Source organism: Streptomyces sp. NPDC046727, assembly GCF_040645635.1.
GTDB lineage: Bacteria > Actinomycetota > Actinomycetes > Streptomycetales > Streptomycetaceae > Streptomyces.
This window is the reverse complement of record NZ_JBEYYR010000034.1, coordinates 51,280-71,285: the sequence shown is the minus strand read 5'-3', so window position 1 is coordinate 71,285 and position 20,006 is coordinate 51,280. Positions and strand designations below refer to the sequence as shown.

17 protein-coding genes, 4 tRNA genes and 1 other RNA gene are annotated in these 20,006 nt (G+C 72.2%); 12 read left to right on the top strand and 10 right to left on the bottom strand.

Annotated features, from left to right (window positions below):
- Positions 1-203 precede the first annotated feature (203 nt).
- The gene (locus ABZ937_RS32585) at positions 204-425 is read right to left on the bottom strand and encodes a hypothetical protein (RefSeq protein ID WP_361697049.1); all 222 of its coding nucleotides are present in this window, start codon (positions 423-425) and stop codon (positions 204-206) included.
- A 425-nt stretch (positions 426-850) separates the two neighbouring features.
- Positions 851-938 (bottom strand) — tRNA-Ser (locus ABZ937_RS32580).
- Between the two features lie 96 nt (positions 939-1,034).
- Between ABZ937_RS32580 and ffs the strand changes: the two genes are divergently transcribed.
- From ffs to ABZ937_RS32550, 6 genes are all read left to right on the top strand, one after another.
- Positions 1,035-1,133, top strand: an RNA gene (ffs, locus tag ABZ937_RS32575) — signal recognition particle sRNA small type.
- A 54-nt stretch (positions 1,134-1,187) separates the two neighbouring features.
- Complete coding sequence (locus tag ABZ937_RS32570) at positions 1,188-3,524, top strand: DNA polymerase III subunit gamma and tau (protein WP_361697047.1); 2,337 nt, start codon at positions 1,188-1,190, stop codon at positions 3,522-3,524.
- 185 nt (positions 3,525-3,709) lie between these two features.
- Positions 3,710-4,969 carry a phosphoribosylamine--glycine ligase gene (gene purD / locus ABZ937_RS32565; protein ID WP_361697045.1) on the top strand — a complete coding sequence of 420 codons (1,260 nt, stop codon included), beginning with the start codon at positions 3,710-3,712 and terminating at the stop codon, positions 4,967-4,969.
- 290 nt (positions 4,970-5,259) lie between these two features.
- Complete coding sequence (locus ABZ937_RS32560; RefSeq protein ID WP_361697043.1) at positions 5,260-7,599, top strand: hypothetical protein; 2,340 nt, start codon at positions 5,260-5,262, stop codon at positions 7,597-7,599.
- A 208-nt stretch (positions 7,600-7,807) separates the two neighbouring features.
- Positions 7,808-9,274, top strand: a complete 1,467-nt coding sequence (locus ABZ937_RS32555; RefSeq protein WP_361697041.1) for a N,N-dimethylformamidase beta subunit family domain-containing protein — start codon at positions 7,808-7,810, stop codon at positions 9,272-9,274.
- Positions 9,275-9,345: 71 nt separating this feature from the next.
- Entirely contained in the window at positions 9,346-10,245 is a 900-nt protein-coding gene (locus ABZ937_RS32550; RefSeq protein WP_361697039.1) for a phosphoribosylaminoimidazolesuccinocarboxamide synthase, read from the top strand.
- 67 nt (positions 10,246-10,312) lie between these two features.
- Here the strand turns inward: ABZ937_RS32550 and ABZ937_RS32545 are convergent.
- From ABZ937_RS32545 to ABZ937_RS32510, 8 genes are all read right to left on the bottom strand, one after another.
- Positions 10,313-10,388, bottom strand: a tRNA-Gly gene (locus ABZ937_RS32545).
- 23 nt (positions 10,389-10,411) lie between these two features.
- Positions 10,412-11,026: a response regulator transcription factor gene (locus ABZ937_RS32540; RefSeq protein WP_361697037.1), complete on the bottom strand. Its 615-nt coding sequence runs from the start codon at positions 11,024-11,026 to the stop codon at positions 10,412-10,414.
- Positions 11,023-12,300 (bottom strand): histidine kinase, encoded by a 1,278-nt coding sequence (locus ABZ937_RS32535; RefSeq protein ID WP_361697035.1) that lies wholly within the window; start codon positions 12,298-12,300, stop codon positions 11,023-11,025. Before ABZ937_RS32535 ends, ABZ937_RS32540 begins: the two co-directional genes overlap by 4 nt.
- Positions 12,282-13,061 (bottom strand): ABC transporter permease, encoded by a 780-nt coding sequence (locus tag ABZ937_RS32530; protein WP_361697033.1) that lies wholly within the window; start codon positions 13,059-13,061, stop codon positions 12,282-12,284. Before ABZ937_RS32530 ends, ABZ937_RS32535 begins: the two co-directional genes overlap by 19 nt.
- Positions 13,058-13,996: an ABC transporter ATP-binding protein gene (locus ABZ937_RS32525; RefSeq protein ID WP_361697031.1), complete on the bottom strand. Its 939-nt coding sequence runs from the start codon at positions 13,994-13,996 to the stop codon at positions 13,058-13,060. The genes ABZ937_RS32530 and ABZ937_RS32525 overlap by 4 nt, the downstream gene beginning before the upstream one ends.
- Before the next feature lie 175 nt (positions 13,997-14,171).
- A tRNA-Gly gene (locus ABZ937_RS32520) sits at positions 14,172-14,244 on the bottom strand.
- Positions 14,245-14,324: 80 nt separating this feature from the next.
- Positions 14,325-14,396 (bottom strand) — tRNA-Gly (locus ABZ937_RS32515).
- Between the two features lie 165 nt (positions 14,397-14,561).
- Positions 14,562-14,879, bottom strand: coding sequence for an Lsr2 family protein (locus ABZ937_RS32510; RefSeq protein WP_014673610.1), 318 nt, complete (start codon positions 14,877-14,879; stop codon positions 14,562-14,564).
- Positions 14,880-15,189: 310 nt separating this feature from the next.
- Between ABZ937_RS32510 and purS the strand changes: the two genes are divergently transcribed.
- From purS to ABZ937_RS32480, 6 genes are all read left to right on the top strand, one after another.
- Entirely contained in the window at positions 15,190-15,453 is a 264-nt protein-coding gene (purS, locus tag ABZ937_RS32505; RefSeq protein WP_361697029.1) for a phosphoribosylformylglycinamidine synthase subunit PurS, read from the top strand.
- On the top strand, positions 15,450-16,130 hold the full coding sequence (gene purQ / locus ABZ937_RS32500) for a phosphoribosylformylglycinamidine synthase subunit PurQ (RefSeq protein ID WP_361697027.1): 681 nt from the start codon (positions 15,450-15,452) through the stop codon (positions 16,128-16,130). The genes purS and purQ overlap by 4 nt, the downstream gene beginning before the upstream one ends.
- Positions 16,127-18,385, top strand: a complete 2,259-nt coding sequence (gene purL, locus ABZ937_RS32495) for a phosphoribosylformylglycinamidine synthase subunit PurL (protein WP_361697025.1) — start codon at positions 16,127-16,129, stop codon at positions 18,383-18,385. Before purQ ends, purL begins: the two co-directional genes overlap by 4 nt.
- Before the next feature lie 214 nt (positions 18,386-18,599).
- Complete coding sequence (locus ABZ937_RS32490; protein WP_361697023.1) at positions 18,600-19,358, top strand: sterol carrier family protein; 759 nt, start codon at positions 18,600-18,602, stop codon at positions 19,356-19,358.
- Positions 19,359-19,403: 45 nt separating this feature from the next.
- Positions 19,404-19,850 (top strand): META domain-containing protein, encoded by a 447-nt coding sequence (locus ABZ937_RS32485; protein WP_361697021.1) that lies wholly within the window; start codon positions 19,404-19,406, stop codon positions 19,848-19,850.
- 17 nt (positions 19,851-19,867) lie between these two features.
- On the top strand, positions 19,868-19,990 hold the full coding sequence (locus ABZ937_RS32480; RefSeq protein ID WP_361697019.1) for a hypothetical protein: 123 nt from the start codon (positions 19,868-19,870) through the stop codon (positions 19,988-19,990).
- The last annotated feature ends 16 nt before the right edge of the window (positions 19,991-20,006 follow it).

Below are 20,006 nucleotides of genomic sequence, written 5' to 3'. Positions count from 1 at the left end.
TGTGCGTCGAGTGGCAAGGCCTCGTCTTCCCCGAAGTCGGGGGCCTGGAAGGGGTTGGTCGTCGCCGGAGGCGGCGATGCCGCAGCGGAGCAGCGGGGTTGCCCTTCCAGGGCGGAAAACAGCGACGTCAGATCGATGAGAGGACTCTCTTTCGTTGCAGGTCCCTGAAGGGGCCTGGTGTGCCGTGACCGGGCACATCGGTCCTACAGTTTGGTCATCTTGCCGTACGGGCTCAAGATCCGCATTTGCGCCGAGCCGAAATCCACGAGCGCCGCGATTCCGTCCTCGATGCCGATGACTCGGCCGAGGCCGTACATGTCGTGTGTGACCTGGTCGCCCACGGCGAAGTGCTTGGGAGCAGGTGTGACCGGAGCCTTGAAGGGGCTGGTAGGCAGATGACGCTTCGGCGCAGCAGGCTTTGTCATGACTCAGTATGGGCCTACGTGTGTCCCGTTCGCTGTGGCCGTCGGCACAGATCCGGACGGGAACGACCGCTTCATGCCAGTGACCTGCGGTTTCGAGACCTGGTGAGGCGAAACTGGTCCGTGGGTCCCCATCACTGACCATGGCTGACCCCTGCATCTCGCACGGTTGTGGCCCGAACATCAGCCGACGGTAGTCAGCCACGTACAGCGATCAGAGCCACCGTCGTCGCTACGCCGCCCATCGCGGCCTGGATCGGCCCGGTCAGAGTGGGGCGCACGCGCACCAGTGCGCCGAGCACCAAGGCGTGACCCTTGACGAAGAGGCCGGGAACGTCCTGGAGGCGAGCTCAATACCTGTCCCGATGCCAACTGAGACGGACAAACGCCAGAGGGCCGGACCACTGAAGCGGTCCGGCCCTCTGGGCTGGCGGAGGATACGAGATTCGAACTCGTGAGGGGTTGCCCCCAACACGCTTTCCAAGCGTGCGCCCTAGGCCTCTAGGCGAATCCTCCGCCGGAAACATTACATGACCGAGGGGAGTGCTCGCGAACCCGTTCTCGCAGGCTCGCATCGGGTACAGCCCGCAGGCCGCCATCGGGTACTGTGGGCACAGCCCCTCACGCGGCGCTATCTGACTGAACTCCCCCAGGGCCGGAAGGCAGCAAGGGTAGGTCGGCTCTGGCGGGTGCGTGGGGGGCGCTTGCGTTCCCGGGGTCCGCGGGCGGAGCCCGTTGTCGGTGGGCCCCATTAACCTCGTATGCGTGTCGTCTCTCGCGCTGTACCGCCGCTATCGCCCGGAGACCTTTGCCGAGGTCATCGGGCAGGAGCATGTCACCGACCCGCTGCAGCAGGCGCTGCGGAACAACCGGGTCAATCACGCGTACCTGTTCAGCGGGCCGCGCGGCTGTGGCAAGACGACCAGCGCGCGCATCCTGGCCCGCTGTCTGAACTGTGAGCAAGGTCCCACACCGACCCCGTGCGGCGAGTGCCAGTCCTGCCGGGACCTGGCCCGGAACGGGCCCGGATCCATCGACGTCATCGAGATCGACGCGGCCTCTCACGGTGGTGTGGACGACGCCCGTGAGCTGCGCGAGAAGGCGTTCTTCGGCCCCGCCGCCAGCCGGTACAAGATCTACATCATCGACGAGGCCCACATGGTCACGTCGGCCGGCTTCAACGCCCTGCTGAAGGTCGTCGAGGAGCCGCCCGAGCACCTCAAGTTCATCTTCGCCACGACCGAGCCCGAGAAGGTCATCGGGACCATCCGGTCGCGGACCCACCACTACCCCTTCCGGCTCGTGCCCCCGGGCACCCTCCGGGACTACCTGGGCGAGGTCTGCCAGAAGGAGACCATCCCCGTCGAGGACGGCGTCCTGCCGCTCGTCGTGCGCGCCGGCGCCGGTTCCGTGCGTGACTCCATGTCCGTCATGGACCAGCTCCTCGCCGGTGCCGGCGCGGAGGGTGTGACATACGCCATGGCGACCTCCCTCCTCGGCTACACCGATGGTTCCCTGCTCGACTCGGTCGTGGAGGCCTTCGCCACCGGAGACGGAGCCGCCGCCTTCGAGGTCGTCGACCGCATCATCGAGGGGGGCAACGATCCGCGCCGCTTCGTCGCCGACCTGCTGGAGCGCCTGCGGGACCTGGTGATCCTCGCCGCCGTGCCGGACGCCGTCGAGAAGGGGCTCTTCGACGCCCCGGCCGACGTCCTGGAGCGCATGCAGGCCCAGGCCGAGACGTTCGGCGCGGCCGAGCTGAGCCGCGCCGCCGACCTGGTCAACGAGGGCCTGACCGAGATGCGCGGCGCCACCTCGCCGCGCCTCCAGCTGGAACTGATCTGCGCCCGCGTCATGCTCCCCGCCGCCTACGGCGACGAGCGGTCCGTGATGGCCCGTCTCGACCGCCTGGAGCGCGGCGTGGGCTTCTCGGGCGGCGCCGGCGCGCCGGCCATGGGCTACGTCCCGGGCCCCGAGGCCCACGGCGGCGCCCTCGCGCCCGGCGGGGCGTCCGTTCCGCCCGGTGGGGGGCCCGCGGCAGCCCGTGCGGCTGTCCGGGCCACGGGTGCGCCGGGTGCCCCGGCGGGTGTTCCGGCGGCGGGCCCGAGTGCCCCTGTCGAGCCGGCTCCGGCCGCCGCTCCGGGGCCCGCTCCCGCTCCTCCGGCGCCTACGACACCCGCTCCTGCCCCGGCCCCGGCCGTTCCGGCAGCTCCTGCGCCCGCTGCTCCCGCGGCCCAGTCCCCGGCCCCTGCGGCCCCCGCCCCCGCCCCCGGCGCCTGGCCCACCGCCGCCCCCGCCGGCAGTGGCCGGCGGCCCGGTGGCTGGCCCACGGCGGCCGCTCCCGCGGGCGGCCAGCAGGGCCAGGGCCAGGGCCAGGGTCCCGGTGGCCCCAGCGGCTCCGGCGGCCCCGGCCGAACGGCCCCAGCCCAGTCACCGCAGCCGAGCCAGCACGCGCCCGCGCCGGTCCCCGCCCCGGCCGCCCCCGTCGGCGGTCTCGACCCCCGCGCGCTCTGGCCGAACATCCTGGAGGCCGTCAAGAACCGCCGCCGCTTCACCTGGATCCTGCTCAGCCAGAACGCCCAGGTGACCGGCTTCGACGGCACCACCCTCCAGCTCGGCTTCGTCAACGCCGGCGCCCGCGACAACTTCGCCGGCAGCGGCAGCGAGGACGTGCTGCGGCAGGCGCTGGCCGAGCAGTTCAACGTGCAGTGGAAGATCGAGGCGGTCGTCGACCCGTCCGGCGGCGGCTCCGCCCCGGCCCCGGGCGGCTCCTCCGGCTACGGCGGAGGCGGCGGCTACGGCGGCTCTCCCGCCGGCGGCTACGGCAGCACCCCCGGCGGTGGCTACGGCGCCCCGGCCGCACCCCGCCCTGCGGCCTCCCAGCCGGCCCCGCAGGCGCCCGCCGCGCCCCAGGGCGGCGCCCCGGCGGCGCCCGCACCGGCCTCCCGGCCGGCCGCCGCCTCCGAGCCGCCGCCCGTCGCGCCCGAGGACGACATCCCGGAGGACGACGACCCCGATCTCGACGAGTCGGCCCTGTCCGGCCACGAGCTGATCGTGCGGGAGCTGGGCGCGACCGTGGTGGAGGAGTTCTCGAACGAGTGAGGAGCCGGTAGGAACGGGGGAGGAGCCGGGTGCGGGCGCACGGCGTCCGTGCGCGGCTTCCGGAGACGGGCTTCCGGAAATCGGCTTCCGGAGATCGGTTCCGGGAGACGCGAACGGCCCTTTTGGAGGAACATCCGACAAACCCGGGCCCCGGTCTTCGGTGACCTTGCCATTAGGCTGACCCCGTGAAGGTCCTCGTCATCGGCAGCGGCGCCCGCGAACACGCCCTGTGCCGCTCCCTGTCCCTCGACCCCGACGTCACCGCGCTGCACTGCGCCCCCGGCAACGCCGGCATCGCCGAGGTCGCCGAGCTGCACCAGGTCGACGCGCTCGACGGCGCCGCGGTGACCGAGCTGGCCACCGTTCTCGGTGCCGAGCTGGTCGTCGTCGGCCCGGAGGCCCCGCTGGTCGCCGGTGTGGCCGACGCGGTCCGCGCGGCGGGCATCCCGGTCTTCGGCCCCTCCGGCCAGGCCGCGCGGATCGAGGGCTCCAAGGCCTTCGCCAAGGACGTCATGGCGCGGGCGGAGGTGCCGACCGCCCGCTCCTACGTGTGCACCACCGCCGAGGAGGTCGCCGAGGCCCTGGACGCCTTCGGCGCCCCCTACGTCGTCAAGGACGACGGCCTCGCCGCCGGCAAGGGCGTCGTCGTCACCTCCGACATCGAGGCCGCCAAGGCGCACGCCGCCGGCTGCGAGCGCGTGGTGATCGAGGAGTTCCTCGACGGCCCCGAGGTGTCCCTCTTCGCCATCACCGACGGCGAGACCGTCGTCCCGCTCCAGCCCGCCCAGGACTTCAAGCGCGCCCTGGACGGCGACGAGGGCCCGAACACCGGCGGCATGGGCGCGTACTCGCCGCTGCCGTGGGCCGACCCGAAGCTGGTCGACGAGGTGCTGGAGACGGTGCTGCAGCCGACGGTGGACGAGATGCGCCGCCGGGGCACGCCCTTCTCCGGGCTGCTCTACGCCGGCCTCGCGATCACCTCGCGAGGGGTCCGGGTCATCGAGTTCAACGCCCGTTTCGGCGACCCGGAGACCCAGGTCGTGCTGGCCCGGCTGAAGACGCCGCTGGCCGGTGTCCTGATGGCCGCCGCCACCGGCAACCTCGCCGACCTGCCGCCCCTGCGCTGGAGCGAGGACGCGGCCGTCACGGTCGTCGTCGCCTCCCACAACTACCCGGACACCCCGCGCACCGGCGACCCGATCACCGGCCTGGACCGGGTGGCCGCCGAGGACGCCCCGCACGCGTACGTGCTGCACGCCGGCACCAGGCGGGACGGGGACGCGGTCGTCAGCGCGGGCGGACGTGTGCTGTCCGTCACGGCCACCGGCGCGAACCTGGGCGAGGCGCGCGAGCGGGCGTACCGGGCGGTGGGCCGGATCGGCCTTGACGGCTCGCAGCACCGCACCGACATCGCGGCGAAGGCGGCGCGGACCGCTCAGGCGTGACACCGGCGGGCTGAAAGCCCCGGTCGCGCGCACCCTCGTACCCGATCAGGCCCCGGAGAGAATCCGGGGCCTGATCTTTGCTTTCTGTCACCCAGCTCTGACCAAAGCCATTCCATCGAGTGAGCAATCGGCTATCCGGCTGACGTGGGACTGGGCCCCAACTAGGGTGCCGCGCAAGCGTTCCGGCACTTGGCCCACCGGCATTGCGATGTCAGTGGCGGGTGCCACAGTGGGGGAGTGAGCAAGACCAGGGCTGCACGCGATCGGCGGGGAGGGGGCGAGGTCGGCACGTGAGCGGAATCGGTGTGGAGGCGGGTGCGCAGGCCGCGCGCTCCCGGGCCCTCGCCGTGCTGCGGGTCCGGGGCCGGGCGCTGGCCGTGGCCCTGCTGCCCGCGGGCGCCGCGGTGATCCTGCTGACCGGCGCCTCCACCGGCCATCTCGTCGGCCGGGGCTGGGACGCCGCCCGCTGGACGGTGGGCGTGCTCGCGGTGCTGGTGCTGCTGGCCGCGGCCGGTATCGGCGTGGTCGTGGCCCGGTCCCGCCCCGCGATGAGCCCCACGGTGCCGATCCCGGAGGAGTCCGCCCCGGACCTGTACCGGATGGTGCGCGACCTGGCCGACCGGCTGGACGTGCCGGCCCCCTCGGCCATAGCGCTCACCCCGGACTGCGACAGCTGGCTGGAGGACCGTACGCACTCGGCGCACGGCCCGCCCCCGCGTCCGGCGCCCGACGAGATAGCGGGCCCGGGCCGCCGCCGGACCCCGGTCGCACCGGTCCTGGTCATCGGCTCACCGTTCCTGTGGTGGATGCGCGTCGGCGAGCTGCGCGCGGTCCTCGCCCCGGTCGTCGCGGGTACGGGCCCTTCGGCGCACCCGGACATAGCCGCCGCCCGCCGCTTCGTGCGCGGACTGGACGCGGCCGTGGCCGTCGCCTCGACACCGGGCCGCTGCCCGCTGACCCGCGGGGTGTGCGCGGCCCTCGGCTGGGTGGCCCGGCTGTTGCTGCGGGGCTGCCGGGAGCATGCGGCGCAGATGGAGCGCGGGGTCGCGGCGGCGGCGGCCGAGCGCGCCCAGGCGGTCGACTACGGCCTGCGGATCGTCGCCCAGGAGCAGGTCGGGCTGGCCTACGCGGGCTGGGACCGGCTGCTGACCAGGGTCGCGCTGCCCGCCTGGCGGATGGGCCGCTGGCCGTCCCGGCTGGACGCGGGCGTAGTGGCGGCGCTGACCGAGCTGTCCCGCCGCGACCGGCTCGCCGAGGGCTTCGCCTCCCGGCTGGGCGAGCGCCCCGCCTGCGACCTCCTGGAGGAGCCCGGCGTGGTCGACGAGGCCGCCTCCCTCCTCGCCGCCCGTCTCTTCCACGGCGGTCCGGCCGAGTCCGGCCCCGACTGGGCGCCCGTGGACTGGCAGGCGTATCCGGAGGAGGTCGTGGACCGCACCTGGCGCGCCGACGCGGCCCGGCTGCACCGCGTCCTGGACTCCTTCGGCGTCCGCCTCTCCCCCGACCCCCGGCATCCCGACCCCGGCGGCCCCACCTTGGCCCGCCTCCTGGACCACCTGGCAGAACCGACGAGCCTCACCCGCACTCCCGCCACCCCAGAGCCACCGGAAACTCCACCCACCACCCACCCCAACAGCCCCACGCCGCCCGACACCACCACCACAGCCCCCACCGGGGCCGCCCCCGGCGGTGCCGCACTGGCCGAGACCGCCTCCAGTGAGACCGTTCCAGCCGAGGCTGTCCCCACGGAGGCTGCGCCGGCCGGGCTGGGCTCCATGGACGCCGCTTCGGCCAGGTCTGCCTCCAGCGAGGCCGCTTCGCCCGAGGCTGTCCCCAGCGGGGCCGCCTCCTCCGAGGTCGCCTCCAGCAAAGCCGCTCCGGCTGGGGCTGTCCCCAGCGGCGCCGCTCCAGCCGAGGGCGCCCGCACCGACGTTGCGCCGGCCGAGGTTGCCCCCACGGACGCTGCACCGGCCGGGGCTGGCCCCACGGACGCTGCGCCGGCCGGGGCTGGCCCCACGGACGCTGCGCCGGCCGGGGCTGGCCCCACGGACGCTGCGCCGGCCGAGGTCGGCCCGACAGACGCCGCTTCGGCCAGGGCTGCCTCCAGCAACGCCGCTCCGGCCGAGGCTGTCCCCAGCGAGACAGTCCCCACCGACACCACCCTTCCCGACCCCGCCCCCGGACGCAGCCTCTGGCCCCCCTACGACGACGAAGAGGACGCTGATCCTGCCACCGAGCGGAGTGCCGCGCTTGCTGCTGGGCTGAGTGCTGAGCTGGCTCGGGAGGAGGCTGCCGGGCCGGATGACGGGGCGGCTCGCCGGAGTGCCGAGAGGGCCCTGTGGGACGACTGCGACGGCGTGTTGCCGCCCTTCCCGCTGCACCCCCAGCGCACCGCCCGCGAGCTGCTCGCCGATCACGTCACGGCGATGGTGTGCTGCGCGGCTGTCGACACCGCCGGCGCGGTCCCCGCCCTGGACTGGCTGGACGGGCCGTCCCTGCTGCTGGGCGGCGAGCGGGCCGCGGATCTGACGCCCAAGGTCCTCAGCCTGATCGAGAAGGGAGACCCGGGCCCGCTGCGCGAATGGCTGGCCCGGTCAGGAATACGCCCCGAGAAACCCGTGCGGCTCGTCTGACCCCCAGGAACCCGCCGTACCCGCAGTAACGGAGAGGCGACTTCCACTTAAGGCCAATTCGCAACGAAACGTGACCGAGCCCGTGCGTTATGTGATGTGCTGGGATCGACCAGGCCTTTGGCAAAGGCACGCGACATACGACAGCACAGCGAGAACAGCGAGCACCACCGAGACAGACACGGGGGCATGAGGGAGGGGAGCGACCACCATGGCCTCGGACCACATTCGCCGCTGGGAGTCCGGAGCGCTCGCACACGCCGTCACGGACCCCTTCGGTCAGGGCCCGGTGCCCTGGCTGCGCGGCAGTGAGACCTACTACGACGACGCCGGTCATGTCGTGCCCTGGTACGTGGACCCGGGCCCGCAGGCGCCGCGCGCGGCCGGCTCCGGCCCCCGCTCGGCCGACGACGTGCACCGCCAGATCAAGGGCTTCACCGCCACCGGCGCGGTAGCGCCCGGCGAGGCGATCGACTTCCACATCACGGTCGACCCGCCGCAGGAGTTCAGCGTCGACATCTACCGCATCGGCCACTACGGCGGCGACGGCGCGGCCAAGATCACCACCAGCCCCCGGCTCTCCGGCATCGTGCAGCCCGCGCCGCTGACCGCCGACCGCACGGTCTCCTGCCACCACTGGTGGCTGTCCTGGCGCCTCCAGGTGCCCTCCTACTGGAGCATCGGCGCCTATGTGGCCGTCCTCACCACCGCCGACGGCTACCGCTCCCACGTGCCGTTCACGGTCCGCGACGACCACCCCGCCGACCTGCTCCTGCTGCTGCCGGACATCACCTGGCAGGCGTACAACCTCTACCCGGAGGACGGCCGCACCGGCGCCAGCCTCTACCACGCCTGGGACGAGAAGGGCCGCCTCCTCGGCGAGGCCGACGCGGCCACCACGGTCTGCTTCGACCGCCCGTACGCGGGCGCGGGCCTGCCCCTGCACGTCGGCCACGCCTACGACTTCATCCGCTGGGCCGAGCGCTACGGCTACGACCTCGCCTACGCCGACGCCCGCGATCTGCACGCCGGCCGCGTCGACCCCACCCGCTACCGGGGCCTGGTCTTCCCCGGCCACGACGAGTACTGGTCGGTGCCGATGCGCCGGGCCGTCGAGGACGCCCGCGACCGCGGCACCTCGCTGGTCTTCCTCTCCGCGAACACCATGTACTGGCAGGTGGAGCTGGGCCCGTCCCCGTCCGGCGCCCCGGACCGGCTGCTGACCTGCCGCAAGCGCAAGGGGCCGGGCCGGCCGGTGCTGTGGCGGGAGATCGACCGGCCGGAGCAGCAGCTGGTCGGCATCCAGTACGCGGGCCGGGTGCCCGAGCCGCACCCGCTGATCGTCCGCAACGGCGGCCACTGGCTGTGGGAGGCGACCGGAGCCCAGGAGGGCGACGAGATCGACGGCCTGGTCGCCGGCGAGGCCGACCGCTACTTCCCGCGCACCCCGCTGCCGGAGCACGACGAGCGCATCCTGCTCGCCCACTCCCCCTACACGGACAACGACGGCGCCCTGCGCCACCAGGAGACCTCGCTCTACCGGGCCCCCTCCGGCGCCTGGGTGTTCGCCTCCGGCACCTTCGCCTGGTCCCCGTCCCTGGACCGCCCCGAACACGTGGATCCCCGCATCCAGCGGGCCACGGCGAACCTGCTGGACCGCATCTGCAAACGCGACTGACCCCTGGTCGTACCCCGATCACCCGCATACGGGAGAATCGAGGCACTTGGACAGAGCCACGGGGAGGAACCGTGTCCGGATTCGTAGAAAAGCCCGAGCCGATCGAGGTTCCGGGCCTGGTGCACCTGCACACCGGAAAGGTGCGCGAGCTGTACCAGAACGAGGCGGGCGACCTCGTGATGGTCGCCAGCGACCGCATGTCCGCCTATGACTGGGTGCTGCCCACGGAGATCCCCGACAAGGGCCGTGTCCTCACCCAGCTCTCCCTGTGGTGGTTCGACCAGCTGCGCGACCTGGCCCCGAACCACGTCCTCAGCACCGAGCTGCCCGAGGGCGCCCCGGCCGACTGGGCGGGCCGCACGCTGATCTGCAAGTCCCTGAAGATGGTCCCGGTGGAGTGCGTGGCCCGTGGCTACCTCACCGGCTCGGGCCTGGCCGAGTACCAGGAGTCCCGGACCGTCTGCGGCCTCGCCCTCCCCGAAGGCCTCGTCGACGGCTCCGAACTGCCCGCCCCGATCTTCACCCCGGCCACGAAGGCCGAGGTCGGCGAGCACGACGAGAACGTCTCCTACGAGGAGGTGGCCCGTCAGGTCGGCGCGGAGACCGCCGCCCAGCTGCGCCAGGCCACGCTCGCCGTGTACTCGCGGGCCCGGGACATCGCCCGGGACCGGGGGATCATCCTGGCCGACACCAAGTTCGAGTTCGGATTCGAGGGCGACACGCTCGTCCTCGCCGACGAGGTCCTCACCCCCGACTCCTCCCGCTTCTGGCCGGCCGACCAGTGGCAGCCGGGCCGCGCCCAGCCGTCGTACGACAAGCAGTTCGTCCGCGACTGGCTGACCTCCGCCGAGTCGGGCTGGGACCGCAAGAGCGAGCAGCCCCCGCCGGCGCTGCCGGAGCGGGTGGTGGAGGCGACCCGGGCGAAGTACGTGGAGGCGTACGAGCGGCTGACGGGCACCAGCTGGGCATGACACGCCAGGCCCCCGGGGAACCGGGGGCAACGCGAGAAGCCCCCGGCCGGAACCGGGGGCTTCTCCATGGAGCGGACGACGAGGCTCGAACTCGCGACCTCAACCTTGGCAAGGTTGCGCTCTACCAACTGAGCTACGTCCGCACTGCGCTGCTGCGCGAGAGCAACTATACCCAACCTCGCTCCCGTGCGAGACGCACTGCCGCATGACGATTTTCGGCGCCGAGCTTCGTGACGGCCGAGGACAGGTAGTTCCGCACGGTCCCCGGCGACAGCGCGGCCCGCTCGGCGATCTCCGTGACCGGCGCCCCGTCGGCCGCCAGCTCCAGCACCTCGGCCTCCCGCGCGGTCAGCGGCGAGTCCCCGGCGGAGATCGCGTCGGCGGCCAACTCCGGGTCGACGTAGCGGTTTCCGGCGTGCACGGTCCGGATGATCTCGGCGAGCCGCTGTGCGCTGACCGTCTTCGGGACGAACCCGCGCACACCGGCCGCGAGCGCCCGTTTCAGATGCCCGGGCCGCCCGTGACCGGTGACGATCAGTACCTGGCAGCCGGGCAGTTCGGCGCGCAGGGATGTGGCGACCTTCACACCGTCGGCGCCCGGCATCTGGAGGTCCAGGACGGCCACGTCGGGTGCGTGCGCCCGGGCCATCGCCAGCGCCTCGGGTCCGCTCGCCGCCTCCGCGACGACCAGCAGATCGTCCTCCAGCGAGAGCAGTGCGGCCAGCGCACCCCGGATCAGATGCTCGTCGTCGGCGAGCAACAGCCGTACCTGGCTGCTCATGCGATGACTCCACTCACTTTCTGCATCAAGGGCACCTCCGCCACCACCCGGAACCCGTCCTCCCCGACGGTCCCCGCCTTCAGCGTGCCGTCGACCGCGGCCAGCCGCTCCCGCAGTCCGGCGAGTCCGGAACCCCCACCCCCGTCGGGGGTTCCGGACGCGCCGTCGTTCTCCACCGTGAGCACCACATGCCCCTCAAGTACCGTCAGTGCCACGGTGCATCGCCTGGCATCCCCGTGCCGCAGCACGTTCGTGGTGGCCTCCCGCACCACCCAGCCGAGCGCGGACTGCACCCCGGCAGGCAGCCCCGCGGCCTCCGCGCGGACCTCGCAGTCGATCCCGGCCGCAGCCAGCACGCCCTGCGCCCCGGCGAGTTCGACCCCGAGGTCGGCCTCCCGGTAGCCGCGTACGACCTCTCGCACCTCCCGCTGCGAATCCTGGGCGATGCGCTGCACCTCGATCATCTGCTCCACCGCCTCCGGCCGCCCCCGCCGGGCCAGTTGCACGGCCAGCTCGCTCTTCAGAGAGATCACGGAGAGGTTCCGCCCCAGCACGTCGTGCAGATCCCGCCCGAACCGCAGCCGCTCCTCGGCGACGGCGAGCCGGGCCTCGATCTCCCGCGCGCGTTCCGCATCCCAGACCACGGAAAGGGTCCAGGCGCCGCAACGGGCGGCCAGCCAGGAGAAGCTCGCGGAGAAGACGATCACCGTGCCCGTGGCGAGGGTGCCGAGACCGCTGGGGCGCCCGATCGCGACGGCGGCCGTGATCAGTGCCGCGAGGGCAGCGCTGCGGCGCAGGAACACCGTGAGGGGCACGGTGAACGCGTACGGCAGCCCGAACGGCACGAGTACGGCCCCGATCATGAACCGGATGCCGAGCGGATCGGTGGCGCCGGCCGCGGCGAGCGCCACGGTCAGCGCGAGCGCCAGGCCGAGCAGGGCGGCGGGAGCGCGCATGGCACGCGGCGGCAGTTCGGCGCGCCCGAGGTAGTGGTCGACCGCGGGCCGGAGAACCCGGTGCGCGGCCACGCACTGCAGCAGGTCCACGAGGGCCAGCAGCCCGCCGAGCGCCATCGGCACAGGCCGCCGCTCGAGCCCGCCCACGAGCGGCAGGAGCAGCCAGGTGAGCGGGAACGTCCAGACGGTGGCGTGCCAGGTGGCCATCGACTGCAGCTCGACCCGTTCGGCCTTGCTGCGATCCCGCCAGTACCGCTGCTGCCACCGCCGTATCCGCCCGACCATGTGCTCCCCCGTGCTCAGCGTCGCGGTTCCCACCGGAACCGCCGCCGTACAGCAAACACCGCCACCACGGTCCAGGCCAGCGCGGTCGCGACGGCGCCCAGCGCCTCGTACGCGCTCAACTGGCCGGTCCAGCCCGCCCGGACCAGCCGGATCGCGGGGGAGAGCGGGAGGAGTTCGCAGACGGAGGCGACCTTCTCCGGCATCAGCTCGGTGGGGAACGTGATCCCGGAGCCGGCCATCGACACGAACACCAGGGGCAGCGCGGTGACCTGGCCGCTCTCCACGGTCCGGGTGAAGGACGCGGTGAGCGCGGCGAGGGCGGCGCTCAGCACCAGCCCGGCCAGCAGCCCCAGCAGGATCAGATACGGCGCCTTCGGTGCCCCGGTGTCCAGCAGCACCGCGCAGCCGACGCACAGCAGCAGCGCCTGGCCGAGGCCCACGCAGACGGCCGGCAGGGCCGTGCCGGTGAGGATCTCGGCGTCCGAGAGCTCGCCGGTGCGCAGCCGCTTCAGGACGAGTTCCTCGCGGCGGGCGACGTAGGCGTTCACCAGGGAGGTGTAGACGGCGAACAGGAAGGAGAAGCCGATCGCGGCCGTCATCATCACCGCGCCGACGGTCAGCCCCTCCTTCTTCAGGTCCAGCTGGTCGATGGCGGGCCGCACGCTGAAGGGCAGGGCGAGCGGCATGACGAGCGCGGTGAACACGACACCGCGGTTGCGGCCGAGCAGGGCCAGCTCGGCCCGGGCCAGGGCGCGCAGCCGGCGGCCCGCCGGTGCCCATGCGACGCTGCTCATGCCATGACCTCCTGCTGCTGGGCGATCCCGAGGAACGCCTCCTCCAGCGAGGCCGAGCGGACGTCGAGCCCGCGCAGTTCGACGCCGGCCCGCTCGGCCCAGACGAGGACGGCGGTGGCGGTCCGCTGGAGTTCCAGGGTGCGCAGCCGTACGACCCGGCCGTCCAGCTCGTGCCCGCAGACGCCGAGGTCGGCGAGCGGCGGCAGATCGCCGGGGAAGTACCCGGCGGGCAGTTCGAAGGACATCCGGGAGGGGCGGCCGGCGGTGACCTCGGCCGGTGTGCCGGAGGCGGCGATCAGACCGTCGTGCAGGATGGCGAGCCGGTCGGCGAGCCCTTCGGCCTCCTCCAGGTAGTGCGTGGTGAGCAGCACGGTCGTGCCCGCGGCGCGCAGCTCGCGCACCAGCGCCCAGGTGTCCCGGCGGCCCTCCGCGTCGAGTCCGGTCGTCGGCTCGTCCAGGAACAGCACCTCGGGGTCGCCGAGCAGCGCGAGCGCCAGGTCGAGGCGCCGCCGCTCGCCGCCGGACAGCTGCTTGACCCGCACCCGGTGCTTGTCCGCGAGCCCCACCCGCTCCAGCACCTCGGCCTCCGGCCGTGCCCCGCTGGTGCAGCCGGCCCACATCCGGGCGGTCTCCGCGACGGTCAGCTCGGCGGGGAAGCCGCCTTCCTGGAGCATCACGCCGGTGCGGGGCCGTACGGCGGCGCGTTCCCGGTAGGGGTCGTGGCCGAGCACCCGGACCCGGCCGCCGGCCGGTGCCGCGAGTCCTTCCAGCAGTTCGACCGTCGATGTCTTTCCGGCGCCGTTCGTGCCCAGCAGGGCGAAGATCTCACCGCGTGCCACGGAGAAGGTGATTCCGCGTACGGCCTCGAACCCGCCCCCGTAGACACGCCTGAGGTCGGTGACCTCGATCACGTGCTCGTGTCCCTGGATGTCCATGCCTTCAGCGTCCCGTCGGCGGGACCCGCCGGGCAGTGCGCGGTGTCATCACTCGGCATGACAAATGTCAGAGCCGGTGGAGCGGGACAACTGAGGGACCAACTGCGGGGCAACTGCGGGACAAACTGCGGACAACGAAAAGACCCCGGTCCAGTGGACCGGGGTCTCATTCCCGAGCGGACGACGAGGCTCGAACTCGCGACCTCAACCTTGGCAAGGTTGCGCTCTACCAACTGAGCTACGTCCGCACTGCTCCCGATCGGCTCCCACCGATCGGTGCGAACACCAGCCTACCTGATCCACAACAGTGGTCGTGTCGGCGGTGCAGAGCGGGTGACAGGAATCGCACACTGCGCCTTCCCCCTGGAAGGGGGATGTTCTGCTACTGAACTACACCCGCATGTCCTCGGGATCCGGCCTTTCGGCCTCGCCCCTCGGCGTGTCCCAGACATTAGCTGATCAGCAGGGGGGTAGCGCAAGTCGGCTTCCCTCGTGCCCCTTATGCCCCAAGTGCACGGCCCTCAGGGTCCGGTGACGGACCCTGAGGGCTCGCCCCTTCGCGGGCTCACTGGGCGGCGCTGAACGCCTCGTAGACCTTCTTCGGGATGCGTCCGCGGGCCGGCACGTCCATCTTGTTGGCCTGGGCCCAGGCGCGGACGGCCGCCGGGTCGGGGGCGACCTCGGTCTGCTTGTACGCCTTGCCGGACCGTGACCGCTTGCGGCCGGCCTCGACGTAGGGCGCGAGCGCCTTGCGCAGTTTCTCGGCGTTGGATTCGTTCAGATCGATCTCGTACGACTTGCCGTCGAGTCCGAAGGCGATCGTCTCCGCCGCTTCCGAGCCGTCGATGTCGTCAAAGAGAGTGACCACGACCTTTTGCGCCACGAATATCGGTCCCTTCGTGCGGCACGTCGTTACAGCTCAACGCCGACGACATGCCGAGTATCGGCTATTGCCAATTCATTTGTACAGTGCCCGGCAATGCAAAGTGAAGCCCGACTAAATCCGTCCGCGTGTCCGGGTGCAATAGGTGTAACGGACGGACCGTGGAACTTTCCCAGAACTTTTCACCGGTGTGCGGCTTCGACACCCGATCGTGATGCGCCTCACGTACTTTCCTCCAACTCTACCCGCGTAGAAATTTTGTACGGGTAGTCTGAAGGGACCTGCTCAGCACCACACACCGGGAGTGCCAGTGGCACGCGTCGTAGTCGACGTCATGCTCAAGCCGGAGATCCTCGACCCCCAGGGCCAGGCGGTCCAGCGTGCGCTGCCGCGCCTGGGTTTCGACGGGATCTCGGACGTACGTCAGGGAAAGCGTTTCGAACTGGAAGTTGACGGGCCGGTTGACGAGGCCGCGCTCGCCCGCATCCGCGATCTTGCGGAATCCTTCCTCGCCAACACCGTGATCGAGGACTTCACGGTCCGGGTCGATGAAGTCGCGGAGGCGGCGAAGTGACCGCTCGTATTGGCGTCGTCACTTTCCCGGGGAGCCTGGACGACCGGGACACCCAGCGCGCGATCCGTCTCGCGGGCGCCGAACCGGTCGCCCTGTGGCACAAGGACAAGGACCTCAAGCAGGTCGACGCCGTGGTGCTGCCCGGCGGTTTCTCCTATGGCGACTATCTGCGGGCCGGGGCCATCTCCCGGTTCTCGCCGGTGATGGAGACCGTCATCGAGCAGGCGAAGGCCGGACTTCCGGTCCTCGGCATCTGCAACGGCTTCCAGGTCCTCACCGAGGCCCACCTCCTCCCGGGCGGCATGCTCGGCAACGACCACCTCCACTTCATCTGCCGCGACCAGAAGCTGCGGGTGGAGAACGCGGAGACCGCCTGGACCGCCGACTACCGCGCCGGCCAGGAGATCCACATCCCGCTGAAGAACATGGACGGCCGGTACGTCGCCGACCAGTACACGCTGGACAAGCTGGAGGCCGAGGGCCGGGTCGCCTTCCGGTACCTGGACTTCAACCCGAACGGCTCGCTCAACGACATCGCCGGCATCACCAACGAGGCCGGGAACGTCGTAGGCCTCATGCCGCACCCGGAGCACGCCGTGGAGCCGCTCATCGGCACCGGCCGCACCGACGGCCTCCCCTTCTTCACCTCGATCCTCAAGAAGCTGGTCAACGCATGAGCCGGACGCCTCTGGACACGGTCGAGCACGCGGCCGCGACCCCCGACGTCGAGCTGCCCTGGGCCGAACTCGGCCTGAAGAAGGACGAGTACGAGCGGATCGTGGAGATCCTCGGCCGCCGGCCCACCGGCGCCGAACTCGCCATGTACTCGGTCATGTGGTCCGAGCACTGCTCGTACAAGTCCTCCAAGGTCCACCTGCGCCAGTTCGGCGAGAAGGCGCCGCAGAGCGACGCGCTGCTCGTCGGCATCGGCGAGAACGCGGGCGTGGTCGACGTCGGTCAGGGCTACGCCGTGACCTTCAAGGTCGAGTCGCACAACCACCCGTCGTACGTCGAGCCCTACCAGGGCGCGGCCACGGGTGTCGGCGGCATCGTCCGCGACATCATCGCGATGGGCGCGCGCCCGGTGGCGGTCGTGGACCCGCTGCGCTTCGGCGCCGCCGACCACCCCGACACCAAGCGCGTCCTGCCGGGTGTCGTCGCCGGCATCGGCGGCTACGGCAACTGCCTGGGCCTGCCCAACATCGGCGGCGAGGTCGTCTTCGACGCCTGCTACCAGGGCAACCCGCTGGTCAACGCCGGTGCCATCGGTGTGATGCGGCACGAGGACATCCACCTCGCCAAGGCCTCCGGCGCGGGCAACAAGGTCGTGCTCTACGGCGCCCGGACCGGCGGCGACGGCATCGGCGGCGCCTCGATCCTCGCGTCCGAGACCTTCGACGACGCCAAGCCGAGCAAGCGCCCGGCGGTCCAGGTCGGCGACCCCTTCCAGGAGAAGCTCCTCATCGAGTGCACCCTGGAGGCGTTCCGGGAGAAGCTGGTCGTCGGCATCCAGGACCTGGGCGCGGCCGGCCTGTCCTGCGCCACCTCCGAGCTGGCCTCGAACGGCTCCGGCGGCATGCGCGTCACCCTGGACGACGTCCCGCTGCGCGACTCGACCCTGTCTCCTGAGGAGATCCTCATGAGCGAGTCGCAGGAGCGCATGTGCGCGGTCGTGGAGCCGGAGAAGGTCGACCGCTTCCTGGAGATCTGCGAGAAGTGGGACGTCATCGCCACCGTCATCGGTGAGGTGACCGACGGCGACCGCCTGGAGATCTACTGGCACGGCGGCAAGATCGTCGACGTCGACCCGCGGACCGTGGCCCACGAGGGCCCGGTGTACGAGCGTCCGTACGCCCGCCCCGAGTGGCAGGACGCGCTCCAGGCGGACGACGCGAACAAGCTGCCGAGGCCGTCGTCGAGCGAGGAGCTGAAGGACCAGGTCCGGAAGCTGGTGGCCTCGCCGAACCAGGCGTCGAAGAAGTGGATCACGTCCCAGTACGACCACTTCGTGCAGGGCAACACCGTCCTCGCCCAGCCGGAGGACTCCGGCATGATCCGCGTGGACGAGGAGAGCGGCCTCGGCGTCGCGATCGCCACGGACGGCAACGGCCGCTACGCCAAGCTCGACCCGTACGCGGGCGCCCAGCTGGCCCTGGCCGAGGCGTACCGGAACGTGGCGACCACGGGCGCCAAGCCGCTCGCGGTGTCGGACTGCCTGAACTTCGGCTCCCCCGAGGACCCGGCGGTGATGTGGCAGTTCGCCGAGGCCGTGCGCGGTCTGGCGGACGCCTGCCAGCAGCTGGGCACCCCGGTCACCGGCGGCAACGTCTCGCTCTACAACCAGACCGGCGAGGTCGCCATCCACCCGACCCCGGTGGTGGCCGTGCTCGGCGTGATCGACGACGTCGCCCGCCGCACCCCGGTCGCCTTCCAGGAGGAGGGCCAGCTGCTCTACCTCCTCGGCGACACCCGGGAGGAGTTCGGCGGCTCGGCCTGGTCCCAGGTGATCCACGACCACCTCGGCGGTCTGCCCCCGCAGGTCGACCTGGAGCGTGAGCGCCTGCTGGCCGAGATCCTGATCTCCGCCTCCCGCGACGGCATGATCGACTCCGCGCACGACCTGTCCGACGGCGGTCTGATCCAGGCCGTGGTCGAGTCCGCGCTGCTGGGCGGCAAGGGTGCGCGTCTGGTCGTACCCGACGGGCTGGACGCCTTCACCTTCCTGTTCTCCGAGTCGGCCGGGCGCGCCGTCGTCGCCGTGCCGCGCTCGGAGGAGGTCCGGTTCAACGACATGTGCGGTGCGCGGGGCCTGCCGGCCACCCGCATCGGTGTCGTGGACGGTGACGCCGTAGAGGTCCAGGGCGAGTTCTCACTGCCCCTCACCGAGCTGCGCGAGGCCCACGAGGCCACGATCCCGGCGCTGCTGGCGTAAGCGGTCGCACGACCCCGGAAGGCCCGCCCACCGACACGGGCGGGCCTTCGTCGTGCCGCCACGGGTTCCTTCGCGGGCCGTGCCGGCACGCTCTCGGGCAGGCGCAGGGCCGGCAGCAGGCACAGAGCACCGGCGCGGGCGCCCTGCCGCGGATCGAGGCACCCGGTCGAAACCGGCCTGAAGGACTGCGCGGGCAGGGCATAGGCTCACCGCCATGCCACCGGCCAAGAAGCGTGCCCGCAGCTACGACCCCGGCAGGACCCGAGCCGCGGTCCTCGCTCAGCTCGGCAACGTGCGGGAGGCCGTCGGCGGCCTCGCCCCCGAGCAGCTCGGCGACCGGACCGTACGGGACCTGGTCGCGCACATCGGCGGGGCGGTCACCGCCGTCCACCGGGCCCTGGACCTCCCCGCCCCGCCGAAGCAGAACGTCACCCTGGCCGAGTGGCCGCTCTCCGCCGGGCTCCACGCCGCCGGCGCCGACGACGTCACCCCGGACCTCGACGCCTACCTCACCGACGTCGACCACAGCCTGCGCGCCCTGCTCGACGCCCACCCCGGCAGCCGGCTGCTGGAGACCGGCGCGGGCGCCCTGCCGCTGGACGACTACCTGGTCACCCGTGCCGTCGAACTCGTCGTCCGCACCGACGACCTCAACGCCGCCGTCCCCGGTCTGGACGTGCCGTACGACCGGCAGGCCCTGGCCGCCGCCACCCGGCTGCTCGCCGACGCCCTCGCCGCGAAGGCGCCCGGCGGCTCCACTGAGGTGCGGGTGCCGCCGTACGCCGTCGTGCAGTGCGTCGAAGGCCCCCGGCACACCCGCGGCACCCCGCCCAACGTCGTGGAGACCGACCCGCTGACCTGGCTCCGGCTGGCCACCGGCCGCCTGGCCTGGGCGGACGCCGTTGCGGAGGCGAAGGTCAGTGCGAGCGGGGAGCGCTCGGACATCGGGGGCCTGCTGCCGGTCATGTCCTGACGGAGCCTGACGGAACCGGTGGCCCGGCCCGACCGTCGAATCCGTATGAAACGGCACAAGCAGCGCATGCTCCTGGCGGCGGCCTCCGTGCTCGTCCCGCTCACGCTGGCCTGTGGCAGCGGCGAGGGCGCGCAGGCCGGGCAGCCCGTCACCGGAATCGACTGGCGGGTCGACAGCCTCACCGCCGCCGACGGCACCACCCGGCACGCGCCCGCCGTCGCCCGCATCCGCATCGGCACGGACGGCATGGCCACCGGAAACCTCGGTTGCAACCGGTTCAGCGCCCGGGCCACCGTGGCCGGCGACCGGATCACCATCGGCGACCTCCGGGCCACCAAGATGGCCTGCGCCCCGGCGCGGATGGACTTCGAGCGCGCCCTCGCCCGCACCCTCACCACCGGCACGCTCACCGCCCGTGTCGACGACGGGAAGCTGACGCTCACCGACGGCGACGGCGACCTCGTCCGCCTCAGCCGCGGCGCACCCGAATGATGTGCGACACCTCACTCATGCCTGCGGACAAGAGGTCCAAGGGCGCGGCCCGCAGCGCCGCCGCCCGCCGCCCGGACCGCCCCGACAAGTCGCTGACCAGGGAAAACGGAGAATCCACCAAGGTGATCGGAAAGCCCTGATCCGGCAGGGCCCCGT